The organism is Exiguobacterium sp. R-17 (assembly GCF_049913315.1).
In the GTDB taxonomy this organism is placed as follows: domain Bacteria; phylum Bacillota; class Bacilli; order Exiguobacteriales; family Exiguobacteriaceae; genus Exiguobacterium_A.
Genome location: NZ_CP184372.1, coordinates 1,796,748 through 1,816,216, shown reverse-complemented (window position 1 = coordinate 1,816,216; position 19,469 = coordinate 1,796,748). Strand labels below are relative to the sequence as shown.

Here is a 19,469-nt window from a genome sequence, read left to right as displayed (position 1 = left end):
ATACCGTTGAATTTAGCTGAACTGATTCAAGTCATACAGACGCAAAAAATCGAACGAATGGTAGAAGTGGACGTCACGTCCATCACGACCGATTCACGGGATGTTAAACCGGGAACATTGTTCGTCGCCATCAAAGGGTATACTGTTGATGGACACGACTATGCCAAACAGGCAGAAGCACAAGGAGCGGTCGCAATCGTTGCGGAACAACCGGTCAATGTGTCGATTCCTGTCATTCTCGTTCGTAGTACATCACGTGCCATTGCCGAATTGGCTGGCAAATTCTATGATTATCCTTCTGAAAAGATGCGGATGATTGGTATTACAGGAACGAACGGGAAAACGACGACGACGACGATTGTCCGTGATATATTAGCGCACCTTGGTCGGAAAACGGGTATCATCGGAACGGTCGAAGTCAAGATTGGTGACCGCGTCGTACCAAGTCGCAATACGACACCACAAAGCTCCGAATTACAAGCATTTTTGCATCAAATGCATAAAGAAGATGTCCAAGACGTCATCATGGAAGTCTCTTCGCATGGACTAGAGCTTGGTCGAGTAACGGGTGTCGATTACGACATTGCGGGATTCACGAATCTGACGCATGATCACCTCGATTTTCACAAAACGTTTGAGAACTATGCACGTGCCAAAGGATTGTTATTCGCACAGCTCGGACAACGGCTGTCGACAGAGAAAGTCGCGGTCTTGAATGCCGATGATCCGACGAGCGAACTGTACGAAATGATGACAGGTGCTCGTGTCATGACGTACGGTATCGACAACGCAGCTGACCTCCGAGCAACGGCGATTGAACAGTCACTTCAACAAACGACGTTCACGATGATGTACAAAGAAGAACAAGTCGACGTCACGGCGAATTTCATCGGTCGCTTTAACGTCTACAATCTGTTGCTTGCGACAGGGATCCTCTTGTCTTGCGGATACGACCTAACGACGATTGCAGGAGCGATTTCAGCAATCCGTCCGGCAAAAGGTCGGATGCAACGCTTACCAATCGAAGGATATAACGTGTATGTCGACTACGCGCATACTCCTGACGGCATTGAACAGTGTCTGAAAGCACTCGTTGACGTACCGAAGGAAAAGATCGTCTTCCTGATCGGGACAGGTGGAAACCGCGACGTGACGAAACGACCGAAGATGGGCGAACTGGCTTCGACCTACGCAGGAACCGTCGTCATCACGACGGATGATCCACGATATGAAGCATATGAGTCAATTACATCCGGCATCGCCAAAGGGATGACCCACGATCAGTTCGTTGAAATCGGTGATCGGGAAGAGGCCGTGCGTTATGCAGCACGACTCGCACGACCAGATAATATCGTCATCTTAGCCGGTAAAGGTCATGAAAAATATCAAATCATTGGGGATGAGAAAATCCCTCTCGATGAGGAAGTCATCGTCAAAGAGATGATACGGCAAATGGAGGAACAGAAGTGACTTATCAACCAATCGTTGTAACCATAGATCAATTTGAAACATTCGTAAAAACACATCCAAAAGGCGACTTACTCCAGCTTCCAGCATGGGGAGAAGTCAAAAGCGCGACAGGATGGACACATGAACGGATCGCGGTCGGAACAACTACTGGTGAGATTGCCGGAGTTGGTCTGCTCTTGTTTAAGAAAGTACCGAAGCTACCGTTCACGCTTTGTTATGCACCGCGCGGTTTCGTCGTCGATTATACGGATACGGACGCACTTCGTGCTCTTCGTGATGAAGCGATACGTGTCGCAAAACAACAGAAGGCGATTGCGATTAAATTCGATCCGAACGTCGAGCGGGAAGAATATCCAGGTCTGTTACAGGAGATGCAAGGACTTGGCTTCAAACATAACGGTTTTGGCGGCGGTTTTGATTACGCGCAACCACGCTTTACGATGGAGACGAATCTTGAAGGAACAGAAAAAGAGATCTTCGACGGTTTCCATTCGAAGTTCCGCTACAACGTCCGTCTTGCTGAACGCAAAGGGATCGTATGCGAACAAGCGGATCGTGAAGGACTCAAGACATTCGCGAAGCTGATGGTCGAGACGGGCGAACGGGATGGGTTCTCGATCCGCGGTCTGGATTATTTCGAGAATCTGTATGATCATCTCCATCCAAAGGGTGATGCGGTCTTGTTTTTGACGAAACTTGATGTCGTACGTGCTCTTGAGAATACGGAAGCCTTATTACTTCAAGCCGATAAGGAACTTTCGAAGATTCACCGTCAGCTTGAGAAAGAGACGGCTGAGAAGAAGCTAAAAAGCTTAAACAATCGCTTGGAGCAGACGACAGCACAAATCGAAAAAGCAGAAAAGTCGAAAACGGAACTGATGACGATTGCTGCCAAACATCCAAACGGTGTCATCCTGTCTGGTGGTCTTTTGACGCTTGCTGGTCGTCGTTCCTATTACTTATATGGAGCCTCATCGAACGAGTACCGGGAATTCATGCCGAACCATTTGATGCAATGGACGATGATGCAATATGCGAAAGAACATGGTGCGCTCTCCTATGACTTCGGTGGAGTCAGTGGTTCGACCGACCCGGATGATCATTACGCGGGACTCTATGCCTTTAAATCTGGGTGGGGCAGCCGAATGATTGAAAAAATCGGTGAGTTTGATTATGTACTCAATCGTCCGCTCTATCTGTTGCTTGAGACGGGGTTACCGATTCTACAAAAACTTCGGAAGAAGCTTCGCCGCTGATGAAACGGGGAACAATCTTCGGTTGGATCGTATTTTTATTGACGATGTTTGCGATTGGATTGTTTCTTGCGGCATCCATGAACCGGATGCCGACGATTTTGATGGACCAACCGGAACTCGGGATTGATAGTTGCCCACGAGACGTAGCAGGGGAAAACCGTTTGATCAATGCAAGCGAGGCGAACCTGAAGCGTCTCCATCCAGCTGTCGAGGCAGGGGCAAAGGATCTGATCCGTGTTGCACATTCTTGCTACAATATCGATATCAAGATCACGCAAGGGTACCGCTCGATCCAGCAACAGAACGCACTTTTTGAACAAGGGCGTTCTGAGGCAGGTGAAGTCGTCACGAATGCACGAGGCGGTGAATCGATGCATAACTACGGACTTGCAATTGATTTCGTGCAACTCGTAAATGGACAGATTTCGTATGATCTTGAGTATGATGGGAATCGGTCAGGGAAAAGTGATTGGCGTGAAGTCGCTGATATCGGGAAAGCACTCGGTTTTGAATGGGGAGGCGATTGGAAGCGATTCGTCGATTACCCTCATTTTGAGATGACGTTCGAGTATTCGCTCGACGAACTGAAGGCTGGTGAACGTCCAAGCCGTTCGGAAAAAGCGAAACGAACAGAAGAAGTCGAAGATTTGTTGAATACATGATTAACGTCATTCCTGGAGTAATGTGGCAGGAATGACGTTTTTTTTAGATTTCCTAGTCCGATTGTTGGCAGATTGTGAAAATTCGGCTAGAATAGTGATAGTGATAAGTGGACGGCTCACGAAAAGTGAATATGAATTATAGGAGGTCATGTCGTGTCAAAGAAGAAGACGGAAAAAGTAAGCGTCTTTGCTCTTGGTGGCGCCGGTGAGATCGGTAAGAACATGTACGTCGTCGAACTCGACGAGGACATCTTCGTCATCGATGCCGGGTTAATGTTCCCAGGAGATGAGATGCTTGGAATCGATAAAGTCATTCCAGACATCAGTTATTTAAAAGAAAACAAAGAGCGGATTCAAGGGATTTTCATTACCCATGGTCACGAGGATCATATCGGGGCACTCAGTTACGTCTTGCGTGACTTGAAGGTACCTGTTTACGGAACACGTTTGACGCTCGGTTTGATTGAACACAAATTAAAAGAAGCCGGTTTATTGAAAAAGGCAGATCTTCGTCCAATTGATGCCAAGACGAAATTAACCGTTGCAGGTCATTTTATTACGTTCTTCCGGGTCAACCACTCGATTCCGGATGCAGTTGGGGTTTGTATTCAAACGTCTCAAGGTGCCATCGTTCATACGGGGGATTTCAAGTTCGATTACACACCAGTCGATGGAAAACAAGCAGACTTCGGGAAAATTGCAGCGATTGGTCAACGGGGCGTACTGTGCTTGCTGTCTGACTCGACGAATGCAGAGCGACCAGGGATGTCTGGGTCAGAATCGATTGTCGGTTCTGAATTGAACGACGTCATTTATGAAGCACCGGGTCGTGTGATTGTAGCTTCATTCGCTTCGAACATTCATCGTCTACAACAAGTGTTTGCAGCAGCAGAAGCGAACAATCGAAAAGTAGCGGTCGTCGGTCGTAGCATGGTCAACAACGTTGAAGTGGCACAGCGTTTGAATTACTTACGCTTCAAGCAGAAAACATTGATTGATCTATCTGACATCAATCGCCTCGATGATAACCAAGTCGTCATCTTGACGACAGGATCTCAAGGTGAGCCAATGGCAGCCTTGACACGAATGGCACGTAACGCACACAAGCAAGTCAATATTCGCTTGAATGATACGGTTGTCGTCGCGGCTTCCCCAATTCCAGGTAACGAGAAGTCGGTTTCGAAAACGATCGATCTCTTATTCCGTGCGGGTGCGAATGTTATCTACAACCAACGGAAAGTACACGTTTCCGGTCACGGTCATGCGGAAGATCTGAAGCTGATGCTCAACTTGATCAAACCGAAATTCTTCCTACCGATTCACGGAGAATTCCGGATGCAAAAGGCACACAGTCGTCTCGCACAGACGGTTGGCGTCAATGCGAACAATATCTTCATTATCGAGAATGGAGATGTCGTTGAGTTTGAGAAGCGTAAAGCACGGATGTCACGCAAAGTGAACGCCGGAAACGTCTTGATCGACGGAATCGGTGTTGGTGATGTCGGAAACATCGTCCTTCGTGATCGTCGCTTGTTGTCACAAGATGGTGTCGTCCTCTGTGTCATTACGATTAGCCGGAAAAACAAAATGATCGTCTCGGGACCCGAAATCATTTCTCGCGGATTCGTCTATATGCGTGAATCAGAAGATATGATCAATGAAGCGAACCGAATCGTCGCGAAACAACTACAAGGTAAATTAAACGGAGAATTGGATTGGACGGAGATGAAGTCGTTGATTCGAGATAAACTCAGTGCTTATCTCTATGAACAGACGAAACGCCGCCCGATGATTCTTCCAATCATCATGGAGATTTAACAAACGAGCGGCTCAGATTGACCAATACCTGGTCCACTGAGCCGTTTTTTTATCAGGAGGGATGACGTATGGCGACGACGAAACGAAAAACCGTACGAAAAAAAACGCCGCCACGGAAACGACCGGCAGCGAAGAAACAACGTCAGCCGATTGCGTATCGTACATATGCGACCATCATCGCAATCGTTTCACTACTTGCCTTCGTTCTCGCATTTGGGGAATTCGGGAAAGTCGGACTGACGCTAGCTGATGGAGGAGAACGATTAATCGGTCAGTTCGGTTCCTTATTATACGGCGGGATAGGTGCCGTGCTACTCTTGCTACTATCGAACGCGTCACGGGCTCAGAAATGGGCATGGTCGATGCTACTAATGGGTTCAGTCGTCTGGATTGATCTAATGCTCGGAGCACCGCGTGGTATTCTCAATGGATGGCTCTATCAAAACGCAGCATATTACATTTCAAGTAGCGGTGCCTTCTTGATTGGTCTGTTCTTCATCGGCGCAGCTGTTCATCTACTACACCCTTCGTTTTATGGAGAACTATGGCTTGGACTGCGGGAACGCGCAGAAGAATTTCGTAATCGTGAACGGACACCTCGTCCTCGGATCGAAAAAGACCTGACACCGAAACCGGTCCGCGAGAAAAAAGCAAAGACGTTGCGACCAGCAACTGTTGAGGAACCAATCGAAACAGAGCAAGAAGCAGAGGATCCTTCGGTCAACATTCAAGACGTTCCAATTATCGGCTTTACGGATCACGTTGAACCGCAAGCAGCGGAGACACAAGGACCACTGACGATGACAGAGACACCGGACGGATATCAATTGCCGTCGCTTGATTTATTAGCAGAGCCGACGTCCAAAGACTTATCGGGTGAGAATAAGCGACTAAAGGATAATGCGACGAAATTGATTGCGACCTTAAAATCGTTCGGGATCGGAGCGAAAGTGTTGAAGATTCATCTCGGACCAAGTGTCACGAAGTATGAGATTGAACCAAAACAAGGTATCAAGCTTAGTCGGATCACAGGACTCGCCGATGATTTAGCGCTTGCGTTAGCGGCGAAAGATATTCGAATCGAAGCACCGATTCCTGGTAAAGCGGCTGTCGGAATCGAGGTGCCAAACCGTGAAGTCGCCATGGTATCACTTCGAGAAGTGTTAGGAGCGGAGAGCGTTCAATCCGACAATGATCGTTTGCTCGTCGCACTCGGACGAAGCATTTCTGGTGAGACGGTGACAGCAAAGCTGAATAAGATGCCACACGTCTTAGTTGCCGGTTCGACCGGTTCCGGTAAATCGGTCTGCATTAACGGGATGATCGTCTCAATTTTGATGCGAGCTCGACCGGATGAAGTCCGCCTGATGATGATTGACCCGAAAATGGTCGAATTAAACGTCTACAACGGTATTCCTCATCTTTTGGCACCGGTCGTCACCGATCCGAAAAAGGCGGCGCAGGCGTTAAAACAGGTCGTCTCGGAAATGGAACGTCGTTATGAGATTTTCAGTCAAAACGGAGCGCGCAACATCGAAGGCTACAATGCACTAATCGATAAGATGAACGCAGAGGAAAAAGTGCATCAACGATTACCGTATATTGTTGTCATCGTTGATGAGTTAGCCGACTTGATGATGGTCGCGTCAAACGAAGTTGAAGATGCAATCATGCGACTTGCACAAATGGCGCGAGCAGCTGGGATTCACATGGTTATCGCGACCCAGCGACCAAGTGTTGATATCATCACTGGTGTCATCAAAGCGAATATTCCGTCACGTATCGCCTTCAGTGTGTCGAGTGCGACGGATTCACGGACGATCCTTGATACGGGAGGCGCTGATAAATTGCTTGGACGAGGGGATATGTTGTTGCTCGGTAACGGCATGAACAAACCCGTCCGTGTACAAGGTGCGTTCTTATCAGACGAAGAAGTCGAGAAGGTTGTCAATCATGTCATCAGTCAACAAAAAGCGCAGTATGTTGAAGCGATGATTCCAAAAGATGTACCTGAAGGTGAAACAGAGGTCGATGACTCACTCTATGATGAGGTCGTCCAGTTCATTCTGACCCAAGAGACGGCATCGACGTCGATGATTCAACGAAAGTATCGTATCGGCTACAACCGAGCTGCCCGGTTGATTGATGCTCTAGAAGAAAATGGTCTGATTGGTCCTTCTGAAGGATCAAAACCACGCCGCGTCATGGGACGTTAATCAAGAATCACGGTATCCACCGTGATTCTTTTTTATTAAAATAATGGATATATATGGATGAGCGTATAATGTGCTCAAAAAAATGATACAGGAGTCGTATATGAGATGAGAAAATTAGAAATGAAAGGAAGGAAAAAAGACAAAAATAAAATAAAATCGCTTTCATGAAAATAGTTGTCAGACGTCTGTTGATTTTCAATATTTTTTTTGGCATACTCAGACATATGAGTGACCGACCTTCAACATGAGGGCTGGGAGCGACTTTTTCACAAATAGATAATGAAAGCGCTCTCATAAATGCAGAGGAGATGGATGATATGAAGAAAAAACAGGTAATCGTATCGATGATGTCAGTAGCAACAGTTGGACTTGCAGCCTGCGGCGGTTCAGGTGAGAAAGCTGACCAAAAAGATCAGTTCTCTGTCGCTATGGTAGCGGATAAAGGTGGAATCGATGATAAATCGTTCAACCAATCAGCTTGGGAAGGTCTGCAAGCGTACGGTAAAGATAACAAACTCAAGCAAAATGAAGGGTTCTCTTATTTACAGTCTAAATCACAACAAGATTATCAACCGAACTTGTCACGTCTTGCACGTGGTGGAGAAGATCTCGTTTTCGGTATCGGGAATACATTCAATGAAGATGTTAAAACCGTAGCAGATCAATTCAAGGATACACAATTTGCAATCGTTGATAATGTCGTTGAAGGGAAAAACGTCACATCGATCACATTTAAGGAAAATGAAGGGGCGTATCTTGCAGGGATCGTTGCTGCTATGGAGACGAAAAAAGATCACATTGGTTTCGTCGGTGGCATGAAAATGGACGTCATCGAGCGGTTCCGAGCTGGTTTCGAAGCTGGAGCGAAATCCGTCAATCCAAAAATCAAAATCGATGTTCAGTACGCAGAGGACTTCGCAGCACCTGAAAAAGGTCAAGCCATCGCAGCCGGCATGTACGGTAAAGGAGCGGATATCATCTTCCCAGCAGCAGGCGGTACAGGAAATGGTGTCTTCACAGAAGCGAAGAACCGTAAGAAAAATGGAGAAGATGTATCGGTCATCGGTGTCGACCGTGATCAAAAAGAAGAAGGTATGCCGGAAGACGTGACGTTAACATCGGTCATCAAACGTGTCGACCGCGCAGTTGAAGATACAGCTAACGCAGCGAAAGATGGAAAACTCGAAGGTGGTAAAACGGTTCGTTATGGTCTGAAGGAAGACGGCGTTGATATCGTCCCATCTGAAAAAATCTCGAAGAAGACGATGACTGCGCTTGAGAAAGCAAAAGCGGCTGTCGTTTCAGGGAAAATCGAAGTACCTGAGCAATAAGCGTTGAAAAGATAAAGGGCATTCTTAGGTAGAATGCCCTATTTTCTTCCATTATTGATTACGTTATGAAAAGGGTTACAAAAGCGCCAGAAGTCAGACTTCTAACCTGTTACAAAATGATTGCAGGATTGTGTTAAGCGTCATATACTTATCTTGGCTGGAGTTCTCATACGTCAGAAGTCTGAGCACTGGTTACAACTAGATAGAGGATGGAGATGCGTCATGTCGATTAAACTAGATCATCGTTTGCTTTATTTACGTGTGATTGAAAAAATCAAGTCAGACATCGATGACGGCGTTTACAAGGAAGGCGAGAAGCTCCCTTCAGAGTTTGAACTTTCAAAGCAACTTGGCGTCAGTCGAGCTACTCTTCGAGAGGCATTACGAATTCTTGAAGATGAGAACATTGTCATCCGTAAACACGGTGTCGGTACGTTTATCAATGCAAGACCACCGTTTACTTCTGGTATCGAGGAGTTGTACAGCGTGACAGAGATGATCGCGCGCGCAGGCATGATTCCGACCTCAGAAGTGCTATCATCCGAGATGGTCCAACCGACTGAGCGCGACCGAGAACGCTTTCAACTTGGTCCGGATGAATTGGTATATCGAATCGAACGAATCCGACTCGCAGGAGATGTTCCTGTCGTCTATTGTATCGATAAGATTCCAAGCCATTATATTAAAAATGAAGAGCAGTTCACCTCTTCGACATCATTGTTTGATGCTTTAGAAAAAGAACTCGGACGACGTGTCACACATGCTGTGACGCATATCGAGCCGCGTATTGATCCGAAAATCGCTGAACAATTACATACGGACCAACCTCTGCTCGCTTTGCGTCAGACGCATTATGATGAGCTCGACCGTTCCGTTCTTTTTTCAGCGAACTATTTCCGAGCAGATAAGTTCGATTTCCACGTCATCCGTAAACGTGTGTGAGCCATTGTTTTAGGATGAATACTGAAAGCGCTTCCCGTCAAAACCTACGTAACGCTCCTCATCGCCAGCCTCAGGTGCTAGACGTAGTCTTGAACTTTGTATGACCATATTCGAAAGGGGATTTTTCCAGATGAAAAAGAAGTCACTTCTCGCATTAGCAGCAACAGGTTTAGCAATGAGTTCCGTCCTTGCAGCATGTGGTGGCAACGACGATTCGAAAGATTCAGGTAGCGGCAGCAAATCAGAAGGCTTTAAAGTAGGTATGGTTACAGATACAGGCGGCGTGGATGATAAATCATTCAACCAATCTGCTTGGGAAGGTATCCAAAAGTTCGGGAAAGACAATGACTTAAAAGAAGGTACTGGCTATAAATATCTCCAATCTGCAAAACAATCAGACTATCAACCGAACCTTCAGCAATTAGCACGTGCAAAATACGACTTAATTCTCGGGATTGGTTTCTTGATGGCTGAAGATATCGGTAAAGTAGCGGATCAGTTCAAAAAGAACAACTTCGCACTCGTTGACCAAGTCGTCGATAAACCAAACGTCGCTTCAATCGTCTTCAAAGAAAACGAAGGTTCGTTCCTCGTTGGTGTCGTTGCAGGTCTAACGACGAAAACGGATAAAGTTGGATTTGTCGGTGGTGTCAACTCGGACTTGATCAAAAAGTTCGAAAGCGGATTTAAAGCAGGTGTTAAAGCGGCTAACCCGAAAGCGGAAATCGAAATTCAATACGCAGAAGATTTCAACGCTGCAGAAAAAGGACAAGCAATCGCTTCAGGTATGTACGGTAAAAAAGTCGACGTCATCTATCACGCAGCTGGTGGTACTGGACAAGGGGTATTCACAGAAGCGAAAAACCGTAAAAAGAACGGTGAAGATGTTTGGGTTATCGGTGTAGACCGTGACCAAGTCGAAGAAGGTATGCCAGAGAACGTCACATTGACATCAATGGTCAAACGTGTGGATACAGCAGTAGAGCAAGTCGCGAAAGACACGAAGGACGGCAACTTCCCAGCAGGTAAAGTCGTTGAGTTCGGTCTAAAAGACGGCGGTGTCGATATCGCTCCTTCAAAAGACAACGTCTCAAAAGAAGCCCTCGACAAAGTCGAAGAGTACAAAAAACAAATCATCGATGGTGACATTAAAGTTCCATCGACTGACGACGAGTATAAAGAGTACGAAGCGTCACTTAAATAATAATGAAAGCGGGGGTCGCTAGCATTGCGACTCCCCTTTTAAACTAAACATGGGAGTGGATTTTCTTGGAATACGTCATTGAGATGCTGAACATCAGAAAAGAGTTTGGCAATTTCGTCGCAAATGATAATATCACGCTCCAGCTTCGGAAAGGTGAGATTCACGCTTTACTTGGTGAAAACGGTGCCGGAAAATCGACGCTGATGAACGTCTTATTTGGTTTGTATCAGCCTGAGGCTGGAGAAATTCGTGTACGTGGTGAAAAAGTCAATATTACGAGTCCGAACGTCGCGAATGATCTTGGAATCGGCATGGTGCACCAACACTTCATGCTCGTTCAAAATTTCACTGTTACTGAAAACATCATTTTAGGTGCAGAGCCACGTACAGGGATTAAGATTGATCGTGCATCGGCGCGTGAAAAGGTACGCCAGATTTCTGAACAGTATGGTCTTGCTGTTGATCCTGATGCAAAAATCGAGGATATTTCAGTCGGAATGCAACAACGTGTTGAAATTTTGAAGACGTTGTACCGTGGGGCAGACATCTTGATCTTTGATGAACCATCTGCTGTTTTGACACCGCAAGAGATCAAAGAATTGATTCAAATCATGAATCGCTTGATTGCGGAAGGAAAGTCGATTATCCTCATTACGCATAAACTGAAAGAAATCATGGAAGTAGCTGATCGCTGTACGACGATTCGCCGTGGTAAATATATCGGCACGGTCGATATTGATGAGACGATGACACAGTCGCGTCTTGCTGAAATGATGGTAGGTCGTGAAGTCAACTTTAATGCGGAGTATTCCAAGGCAACTCCACAAGAACTCGTCCTCGATATCAAGAATCTAGTCGTCAAGGACGGTCGTGGCATCAAAGCAGTCGATGGGTTGAATCTCGACATTCGTGCCGGAGAAATCGTTGGAATTGCCGGGATCGACGGGAACGGACAAACGGAATTGATTGAAGCCATTACAGGTCTTCGTAAAGCAGACAGTGGCGAAATCTTCCTCAACAACAAATCGATTAAAAACCTGAAGCCACGGAAAGTAACGGAATCAGGTGTCGGTCACATCCCGCAAGACCGACATAAACATGGACTTGTCCTTGATTATTCGATTGGACATAACATGGTCTTACAAACGTACTACAAACAACCGTACTCAAAAGCAGGCATCATGAACTATAAACAAGTCATGGAAAAAGCCAAAACGCTCATCGAGAAGTTCGACGTCCGAACTCCAAGTCCAGAGACGTTCGCTCGTGCCTTGTCTGGTGGTAACCAACAGAAGGCGATCATCGCGCGTGAAGTCGATCGTTCACCAGATTTGCTGATTGCGGCTCAGCCGACTCGTGGTCTTGATGTTGGGGCAATCGAGTTCATTCATGAACAATTAGTTCTTGAGCGCGAAAAAGGTCGTGCTGTCTTGTTGATTTCATTCGAACTCGAAGAAATTCTGCAAGTCTCTGACCGGATTGCCGTGTTATATGAAGGAAAAACAGTGGCCTTCTTGGATCCGAAAGAAACGAACGAAATTGAGCTTGGCTTCCTGATGGCCGGCGGTAAGAAAGAGGAGGTAGGTCATTCATGAAGTTAGAGCGTTTTTACGGCATCCTCATTCCGATTCTTTCCATCGTGCTTGGGATGGTCGTCGGGGCAATCGTCATGCTCATTGGTGGGTATAACCCGATTGCTGGGTTTGATCAATTATTCTATGGTATTTTTGGCGAACCGTACAGCATCGGTGAAACATTGCGTGCGGCGGCTCCATTGATCTTCGCGGGTCTTGCTGTCGCGTTTGCTTTTCGGACAGGACTTTTTAACATCGGTGTCGAAGGTCAAGTGCTCGTCGGCTGGATGGTTGCAGTCTGGATTGGAATCAAGTTTGATTTGCCGACAGTTGTTCATTTACCACTCGCTTTGATTGGAGCAGGTTTAGCAGGTGCGCTTTGGGCATCGATTCCTGGTATCTTAAAAGCGAAATTCCACGTACATGAAGTCATCACGTCGATCATGATGAACTATATCGCGTTATACGTCACGAACGATATTTTACGTCATGTCATCGGCATTACGAATGAGCGGACGGAGACAATCAAGGAATCAGCATCACTTGCGTCGCCGTTTTTACAAGAGATCACGGATTTCTCACGTCTTCATAACGGAATTTTCATCGCAATCATCGCTGCACTCGTCTTTTGGTTTATTCTTTGGAAAACAACACTCGGTTATGAACTTCGAGCTGTTGGATTCAATAAGAATGCTGCTGAATATGCAGGGATGGGCGTTAACCGCAATATCATCTTATCGTTCGTCATCTCAGGTGTGTTCGCTGGTCTTGCTGGGGCGATGGAAGGTCTTGGGACGTTCCAAAACATGACGCTGAATGCGTCCTTCACTGGTGTTGGATTCGACGGGATCGCGGTTGCCTTGTTAGGTGCGAATAATCCGATCGGCGTCGTGCTCGCTGCATTACTATTTGCAGGACTCAATATCGGTGGTCTGTCGATGCAACAGATTGGTATTCCACCGGAACTGATCAAAATTATCATTGCGTTCATCATCATCTTCGTGGCTTCTGGATACGCGATTCGTCTCGTCATCGAGAAGTTCGCAGTTAAGAAAGAATCTAAAAAAGCGAAAGGAGCCGGTCAGTAATGGGCTTTCTTGAAGTACTTTATATCATCGTGCCAATCGCACTTGCCTATTCGGCTCCGTTGATCATTGCAGCACTTGGCGGCATTTTCAGTGAGCGTTCTGGCGTCGTTAACATCGCGTTAGAAGGTTTAATGGTCATGGGTGCCTTCACGGGTGTCGTCACGGCATTGACGCTATCAAAAATGGGCTTGGGTGCTGCGAGTCCTTGGCTTGCGATGCTCATTGCGATTGTCGTCGGAGCAGTTTTCTCGCTCTTCCTTGCGATTCCGGCAATCCTTTTCCGGGCTGATCAAACGGTTCTTGGAGTTGCGATCAACTTGCTTGCAGTCGGTCTTGCCATCTTCCTCGTCCGGGCGCTTTACGGAAAAGGACAAACGGATTCGATTCCAAACCGAATCTCAAAAGAGAACGTGCCATTCTTGTCCGATATTCCTGTGCTGAAGATGTTCTTCGCGAACGTCTACTACACATCGTATATCGCGATCATCCTTGCCTTCGTCGCGTGGTACATCATTTTCAAGACGCCATTTGGTCTTCGTTTACGTTCTGTCGGGGAACATCCGATGGCGGCAGATACAATGGGAATCAACGTCACGAAGATGCGTTTCATCGGTGTCATGATCTCTGGTGGTTTCGGTGGTCTTGCTGGTGCTGTTTATGCGACATCAATCTCACTGAACTTCAGTGTGACGACGATCCTCGGTCAAGGGTTCCTCGCGATTGCGGCGATGATCTTCGGAAAATGGAATCCACTCGGGGCTATGGGTGCTGCACTATTCTTCGGATTCGCTCAAGCGATTTCAATCATCGGTCAGCAATTGCCGTTACTCGATCAAATTCCGCAAGTGTATCTATTGATTGCACCGTATCTCTTGACGATCCTAGCACTCGCTGGTGTCGTTGGTCGGGCGGATGCACCAAAAGCTGTTGGTGTACCATATATCAAAGGAAAACGCTAAATTTTTTACCACTTAGAAACCGGATGTTGCCAAATGGCGACATCCGGTTTTTTTAATGATTGATAGATATATCGAGTGAATAAAAGACCAACAAAAAAAGATGTTTCGCAAGGAAACATCTTTTTTTATTCACTTATTCGAATTTTAACGCATCGCCTTCGAACGATTCATCTGCTACTTTGATTGAATCCGTCGGGCATCCTTCAAATGCATCAATCATATCGTCGAATAATGCTTCTGGAATTTCGGCAGTACCATTGTTATCATCAAGAATGACATATGCCAAACCCTCATCATCATAATCATAGATATCTGGTGCCGCTGCTCCACAAGCACCACAAGCGATGCAAGTATCTTTGTCGACAATCGTAAATTTAGCCATTGAACGGTCTCCTCTCTATACGAAAACATTATTGAAACACGCTGTTCTCATCTATATGTCATTGTATCGGACTCATCGTTGCATTTCAATGACGAAGCGTAAGTGATAACAGAAAATGTATATATCATCACATGCCCGCAAACAGTATGTCTAAAACGTAACGAAAAGAAAATGGATGAGGTATCATCTTCAAATCGATAAACACTATATATCAGAAAGGAGCGTGGCAGATGGAAATTTCATTACTAGAGCGCATTTTTCTAGAATCGATTCAGCGTCTTCGAGACGAACGTTCGGACCGGAGTCTTTATCATGTTTTTCAAGGGAAGAAGTCAGCAACTTCTCTTCAAGATGCTCATTTTTATGATTTAGAGTCGACGTTCGGTACCGTATTAGTCAGTAAACAGCGATTCGAGTCGGTTTTAACGGAACTCGCTCAGAAAAAGTGGATCGAACGGCAAGAGACACTTCGACTGACGAGCGAAGGCGCTCGACTAGTAGGACAAACGGATGGAGTAATTATTGATCAACTTGGTGGTGAACTTCGGGGATATGCTGAAATGATGTGGAAACGGCTCAGTCTTCTCGTTCAAACGGTAATTTGTCTAGAAGCGCAACAACCATTCATTCCCGTGCAACAAGAGACGATCGTTCGGGAGTGGGTCAAGAGTGTTCTTCCGACCATCTCGAATCGAGCAGATTGGTTAGCGCAGATGTATCAAGAATTGACGCTCCTCCTTGAGCGCTTACCGGAACGAGATGCGACATTGATCAGTCATCGATTATCAGGTGTGCAAACGGGATGGTCATATCCTCAATTGTCACGAATGATGAAGGTAGATGTCGAGACGGTCCAGTTCGAATTTATCATAGCTTGGCGAAGATGCATCAATGACTTAAAAAGTACACCGCTCATTCAACAAATCGGAGCCGGTCTCCACACTCCGAAGATGACGCAGTCTGCTCAAACGACTTGGGAATTATTGCAACAAGGACTCACTGTTGAAGATGTTGCGGTCAGAAGACGTCTAAAAAATAGCACGATGGAAGATCATCTTGTTGAAATTGCAATGTATGCACCCACTTTTCCGTTAGATCATTTCGTTGATACGGCTCAACAAGAAGAAATTCGACATATCGCACAACAACTCAAAACTTATGCGCTCAAGCGAATCAAAAGCGCGATGCAATCAGACGTATCCTATTTTCAAATTCGATTGGTCTTAGCTCGTAGTAAATGGGAGGGAAGTTAATGGAAGCGTTATTGCATCGACATTTCGGTTATGAAGCGTTTCGACCTGGACAACGCCAAATCATCGAATCCATCCTGAATGGAACAGATACGTTAGCAATTTTACCGACAGGTGGAGGAAAGTCTGTTTGTTATCAGTTTCCTTCGTATGTAAAAGGAGAGGGACTGACATTGATTTTGTCTCCGTTGCTCTCTTTGATTGAGGATCAAGTCATGCAAATCAAACGTCGGGGAGAACGTTCTGTCGCAAAATTAACATCTGTTGAGACGCGAGAAGAAAAAGAGCAAATCTTATCCGTACTCGAACATCTACGGTATCTCTACTTATCACCGGAACAACTCGCGTTACCACAAATACGGGCTCGTCTGAAACAGGTCGACATCGCGCTATTCGTCGTCGATGAAGCCCACTGTATCTCGCAGTGGGGACACGAGTTTCGACCTGAGTATGCAAGACTTGGGCAAATTCGCCGGGAACTAGGTTTTCCGCAGTGCCTCGCCTTAACCGCAACAGCGACTCAAGCTGTCGAACGAGATATCCGAATACAATTGCAGATGCGAGAACCGCATGTCATCCGTCGTTCCGTCAATCGACCGGAAATCCAATACATCGTGGATCGCGTCGATCGAGAAGAAAAAGACGCAGCACTCGACCGTTGGATGACTCGTATCGTTCGTCCATGTGTCATCTATACGACAACGCGTAAAGAAGCGGAACGGATTGCAGGAATCATTGAAGGGGCAACCTACTATCATGCCGGATTAACGATGGAAGACCGTCAGCTTGTTCAACAACAGTTTCTTCATGATGAAATGGACTGTCTCGTTTGTACGAGCGCATTTGGAATGGGTGTCGATAAAGGAAACGTTCGTACAGTTATCCATCATACGATGCCGGCGACGCTTGAAGCTTATATGCAGGAAATCGGACGTGCCGGTCGGGACGGAAAAGAGGCGACGGCGATCTTGCTTTATGCTCCTCAGGATGAACAATTACAAACCTTTCTGATTGAGACACAATATGCGCCTGTCCTTTGGATTGATCAGTTACAACAAGGGGTGAGAAGAGGTGAGTCCTACGCGAAAATCGAGACTCGTCTACACCTCAATCCGGAAGATCCAGCATATCGGTTACTGAAATCGCAACTTGAGAATGGCTGGTCGAAGGAACGTATCATGCAATGGCAGGTGGAACGAAAACAGCTCAAAGGACGAGAAGTCAGCCAGATGATGGACTATATTCACCGGAATGAATGTCGCCGTAAGATGTTATTGCATCATTTTGATGAACCGGCAATCGTTCAGCCACGTTGTTGTGATATATGCGGTACGATCGAATGGCAGGATCCCGTGAAGAGTAAGGTGCTTCAAACGGTAAATTGGAAAAAGCGTTTAGAACAAGTCTTTTTTTCGTCACTAGATTCGGTGTAAACTAGAAAATATCCTTATTTTTTTCAAGAAAAGGTGATGAACATTGAGTAAACAAGATCAACGGCGGTTACATCAGAACGAAGAGGAGCAACTCTTACCACCACGTTCCTCGCGAATCGAACACGTTCGAAATGAACGACTGAAGCAACCATTTCGAAAAAATCCGCTGGCAATCACGCTAACGGTACTCATGATCACGATCATCATCGCCTTCGTCTCCATCGGTTTCATGATGTAAAGGCACATTGTGAACGGAGATTTTTTTCCTTTCAGCGTATACTAGAAAGGAAGGGGAAGGAGGCACGATGCATGGATCGTGGGAAATACAATATCAAAGCAGTCGCTGCGTTGGTGGGACTCAACCCGACGACCATTCGTGCTTGGGAGCGGAGATATCAAGTGCTTGATCCGGATCGAAGTGAATCCGGGCATCGCATTTATAGTGATAGTGACGTTGCGAAATTGCGTTGGATCGTCGATAAACAAAAAGAAGGATTGTCGGTTTCAAAGGCAATTCAATTATATGAGATGCCTGTCAATCGAGCTGAAGTGCCCCATGATTACGGAGTCGAACTACGAGATCAGTTATTCCGTGCATTGACGAACTTCGAAGAACGACACGCGCATGACATCATGAATAAAGCGTTCTCGATGTTTAGTTTCGATAAAGTCATTCAAGATATCGTTGGTCCACTCTTACATGAAATCGGACTGAAATGGGAGTCAGGAGAGATTACAATTGCGCATGAACATTTTGCAACAGCTTTCTTAAGAGCCCGTCTTTCGACGTTATCACTACAGATGCCGATCAATCCGTTCTTGCCGCGAATCGTTTGTGTCTGTGCACCAGAAGAAGAACATGAGCTCGGACTACTCTTCTTCACACTCTACTTGCGGCAATCGGGTTTTGATGTGATTTTCCTCGGTTCTGGTATTCCGGTGCCGGACTTAGTAGCCGTGACACATCAATTGCAACCGAAAGCTGTCATCTTATCGTGCACGTTATCCGATCATTTACCATTGCTTGATGAAGCATTAGACTGTTTGATGGCTGATTTTCCGAATCTTGAAATTGGACTTGGAGGATACGCGGTCGATCAGCTTCCGGAACGATACGGACCACACTTACTTGGTGCGGACGATCAATCGTGGAAAAGTTGGTTAAGTCGACTCACTCCGGTATCTGGTGTATAGTATGGTTCATAGCGAACGGAGACACCTATGTTTCCGGTCTTGACTGGAGGAGTCTATATGAGGTTTGAACAAATGAAACAAGGACACCTTCGTGTCTTCATTACGAAGCAAGAGTTATCACTTCACGATGTCCGACCAGAAACGTTGGCCGTTGGGAAGGGACAAGCTCTATTGCGCAATTTATTAGAGGAAGCTGAATCGAATTTTGGTTTTCAGGCAGCAGGAACACTCGAATTTTTCGTCACATTCTTTCCGAATGACGGCATGCTCGTTGATGTGCGTCGTGAAGGTGATCTACCGGAAGAGATGAATGACGAATTTGATCAAGTCGAAATTCGCATGACGGTCGACATCGTCCATCATGTCTTGTATGCCTTGAATTCGCTCGAAGATGTCATTCAAGCGAGCCATGGGTTATTACGACATATGCCGTACACGGAGACAGGCGGTAGTCTTTATTTCTTCGAAGGCAGCTATTATCTCTATTTCCAGGAACGAATGAATGACGCGCTCGAGCGTACGGTGACGACGATTTTGTCAGAATACGGGGAACCGAGCCCGAAAAGTCCGCTCGTCATGTCAGAGTACGGAAAAACGATTCAATCGAAACAAGCCATTGCCACGATTGCGGAACAATTCCACATTTAGAACATTAGGTGCGACATTGCCTCGTCAGGCAATGTCGCACCT

17 protein-coding genes are annotated in these 19,469 nt (G+C 46.1%); 16 read left to right on the top strand and 1 reads right to left on the bottom strand.

What is annotated here, in order from left to right:
- Nucleotides 1-6 precede the first annotated feature (6 nt).
- The 11 genes from ACN9MT_RS09755 (at nucleotide 7) to ACN9MT_RS09705 (ending at nucleotide 14,520) form a co-directional block, all read left to right on the top strand.
- Nucleotides 7-1,470, top strand: a complete 1,464-nt coding sequence (locus ACN9MT_RS09755; protein ID WP_035407085.1) for a UDP-N-acetylmuramoyl-L-alanyl-D-glutamate--2,6-diaminopimelate ligase — start codon at nucleotides 7-9, stop codon at nucleotides 1,468-1,470.
- The gene (locus ACN9MT_RS09750; RefSeq protein WP_035407088.1) at nucleotides 1,467-2,726 is read left to right on the top strand and encodes a lipid II:glycine glycyltransferase FemX; all 1,260 of its coding nucleotides are present in this window, start codon (nucleotides 1,467-1,469) and stop codon (nucleotides 2,724-2,726) included. Before ACN9MT_RS09755 ends, ACN9MT_RS09750 begins: the two co-directional genes overlap by 4 nt.
- A complete protein-coding gene (locus tag ACN9MT_RS09745) occupies nucleotides 2,726-3,388 on the top strand; it encodes a M15 family metallopeptidase (RefSeq protein ID WP_290751306.1) in 663 nt (220 codons plus the stop codon). Before ACN9MT_RS09750 ends, ACN9MT_RS09745 begins: the two co-directional genes overlap by 1 nt.
- Nucleotides 3,389-3,541: 153 nt before the next feature.
- Nucleotides 3,542-5,206 carry a ribonuclease J gene (locus ACN9MT_RS09740; RefSeq protein WP_426272135.1) on the top strand — a complete coding sequence of 555 codons (1,665 nt, stop codon included), beginning with the start codon at nucleotides 3,542-3,544 and terminating at the stop codon, nucleotides 5,204-5,206.
- Between the two features lie 68 nt (nucleotides 5,207-5,274).
- Nucleotides 5,275-7,422 carry a DNA translocase FtsK gene (locus tag ACN9MT_RS09735; RefSeq protein WP_035407095.1) on the top strand — a complete coding sequence of 716 codons (2,148 nt, stop codon included), beginning with the start codon at nucleotides 5,275-5,277 and terminating at the stop codon, nucleotides 7,420-7,422.
- Nucleotides 7,423-7,739: 317 nt separating this feature from the next.
- Nucleotides 7,740-8,753, top strand: a complete 1,014-nt coding sequence (locus ACN9MT_RS09730) for a BMP family lipoprotein (protein ID WP_290751301.1) — start codon at nucleotides 7,740-7,742, stop codon at nucleotides 8,751-8,753.
- Nucleotides 8,754-8,975: 222 nt separating this feature from the next.
- On the top strand, nucleotides 8,976-9,695 hold the full coding sequence (locus tag ACN9MT_RS09725; RefSeq protein ID WP_035407101.1) for a GntR family transcriptional regulator: 720 nt from the start codon (nucleotides 8,976-8,978) through the stop codon (nucleotides 9,693-9,695).
- Between the two features lie 130 nt (nucleotides 9,696-9,825).
- Nucleotides 9,826-10,899: a BMP family lipoprotein gene (locus tag ACN9MT_RS09720; protein ID WP_035407104.1), complete on the top strand. Its 1,074-nt coding sequence runs from the start codon at nucleotides 9,826-9,828 to the stop codon at nucleotides 10,897-10,899.
- A gap of 65 nt (nucleotides 10,900-10,964) precedes the next feature.
- Nucleotides 10,965-12,494 carry an ABC transporter ATP-binding protein gene (locus ACN9MT_RS09715; protein ID WP_035407107.1) on the top strand — a complete coding sequence of 510 codons (1,530 nt, stop codon included), beginning with the start codon at nucleotides 10,965-10,967 and terminating at the stop codon, nucleotides 12,492-12,494.
- On the top strand, nucleotides 12,491-13,561 hold the full coding sequence (locus ACN9MT_RS09710) for an ABC transporter permease (protein WP_368915522.1): 1,071 nt from the start codon (nucleotides 12,491-12,493) through the stop codon (nucleotides 13,559-13,561). The genes ACN9MT_RS09715 and ACN9MT_RS09710 overlap by 4 nt, the downstream gene beginning before the upstream one ends.
- Nucleotides 13,561-14,520: an ABC transporter permease gene (locus tag ACN9MT_RS09705; RefSeq protein WP_035407114.1), complete on the top strand. Its 960-nt coding sequence runs from the start codon at nucleotides 13,561-13,563 to the stop codon at nucleotides 14,518-14,520. The genes ACN9MT_RS09710 and ACN9MT_RS09705 overlap by 1 nt, the downstream gene beginning before the upstream one ends.
- Nucleotides 14,521-14,653: 133 nt before the next feature.
- Here ACN9MT_RS09705 and ACN9MT_RS09700 read toward each other — a convergent pair whose 3' ends face one another.
- Nucleotides 14,654-14,902: a ferredoxin gene (locus ACN9MT_RS09700; protein ID WP_029342027.1), complete on the bottom strand. Its 249-nt coding sequence runs from the start codon at nucleotides 14,900-14,902 to the stop codon at nucleotides 14,654-14,656.
- 230 nt (nucleotides 14,903-15,132) lie between these two features.
- On the opposite strand from ACN9MT_RS09700, the gene ACN9MT_RS09695 reads away from it, so the two are divergent.
- From ACN9MT_RS09695 to ACN9MT_RS09675, 5 genes are all read left to right on the top strand, one after another.
- On the top strand, nucleotides 15,133-16,155 hold the full coding sequence (locus ACN9MT_RS09695; RefSeq protein ID WP_426272134.1) for a helix-turn-helix domain-containing protein: 1,023 nt from the start codon (nucleotides 15,133-15,135) through the stop codon (nucleotides 16,153-16,155).
- A complete protein-coding gene (locus ACN9MT_RS09690; protein ID WP_375091885.1) occupies nucleotides 16,155-17,585 on the top strand; it encodes a RecQ family ATP-dependent DNA helicase in 1,431 nt (476 codons plus the stop codon). The genes ACN9MT_RS09695 and ACN9MT_RS09690 overlap by 1 nt, the downstream gene beginning before the upstream one ends.
- A gap of 43 nt (nucleotides 17,586-17,628) precedes the next feature.
- A complete protein-coding gene (locus ACN9MT_RS09685; RefSeq protein ID WP_035407120.1) occupies nucleotides 17,629-17,823 on the top strand; it encodes a hypothetical protein in 195 nt (64 codons plus the stop codon).
- A gap of 71 nt (nucleotides 17,824-17,894) precedes the next feature.
- Nucleotides 17,895-18,779, top strand: a complete 885-nt coding sequence (locus ACN9MT_RS09680; protein ID WP_035407123.1) for a MerR family transcriptional regulator — start codon at nucleotides 17,895-17,897, stop codon at nucleotides 18,777-18,779.
- A gap of 57 nt (nucleotides 18,780-18,836) precedes the next feature.
- A complete protein-coding gene (locus ACN9MT_RS09675) occupies nucleotides 18,837-19,427 on the top strand; it encodes an adaptor protein MecA (RefSeq protein WP_329468762.1) in 591 nt (196 codons plus the stop codon).
- The last annotated feature ends 42 nt before the right edge of the window (nucleotides 19,428-19,469 follow it).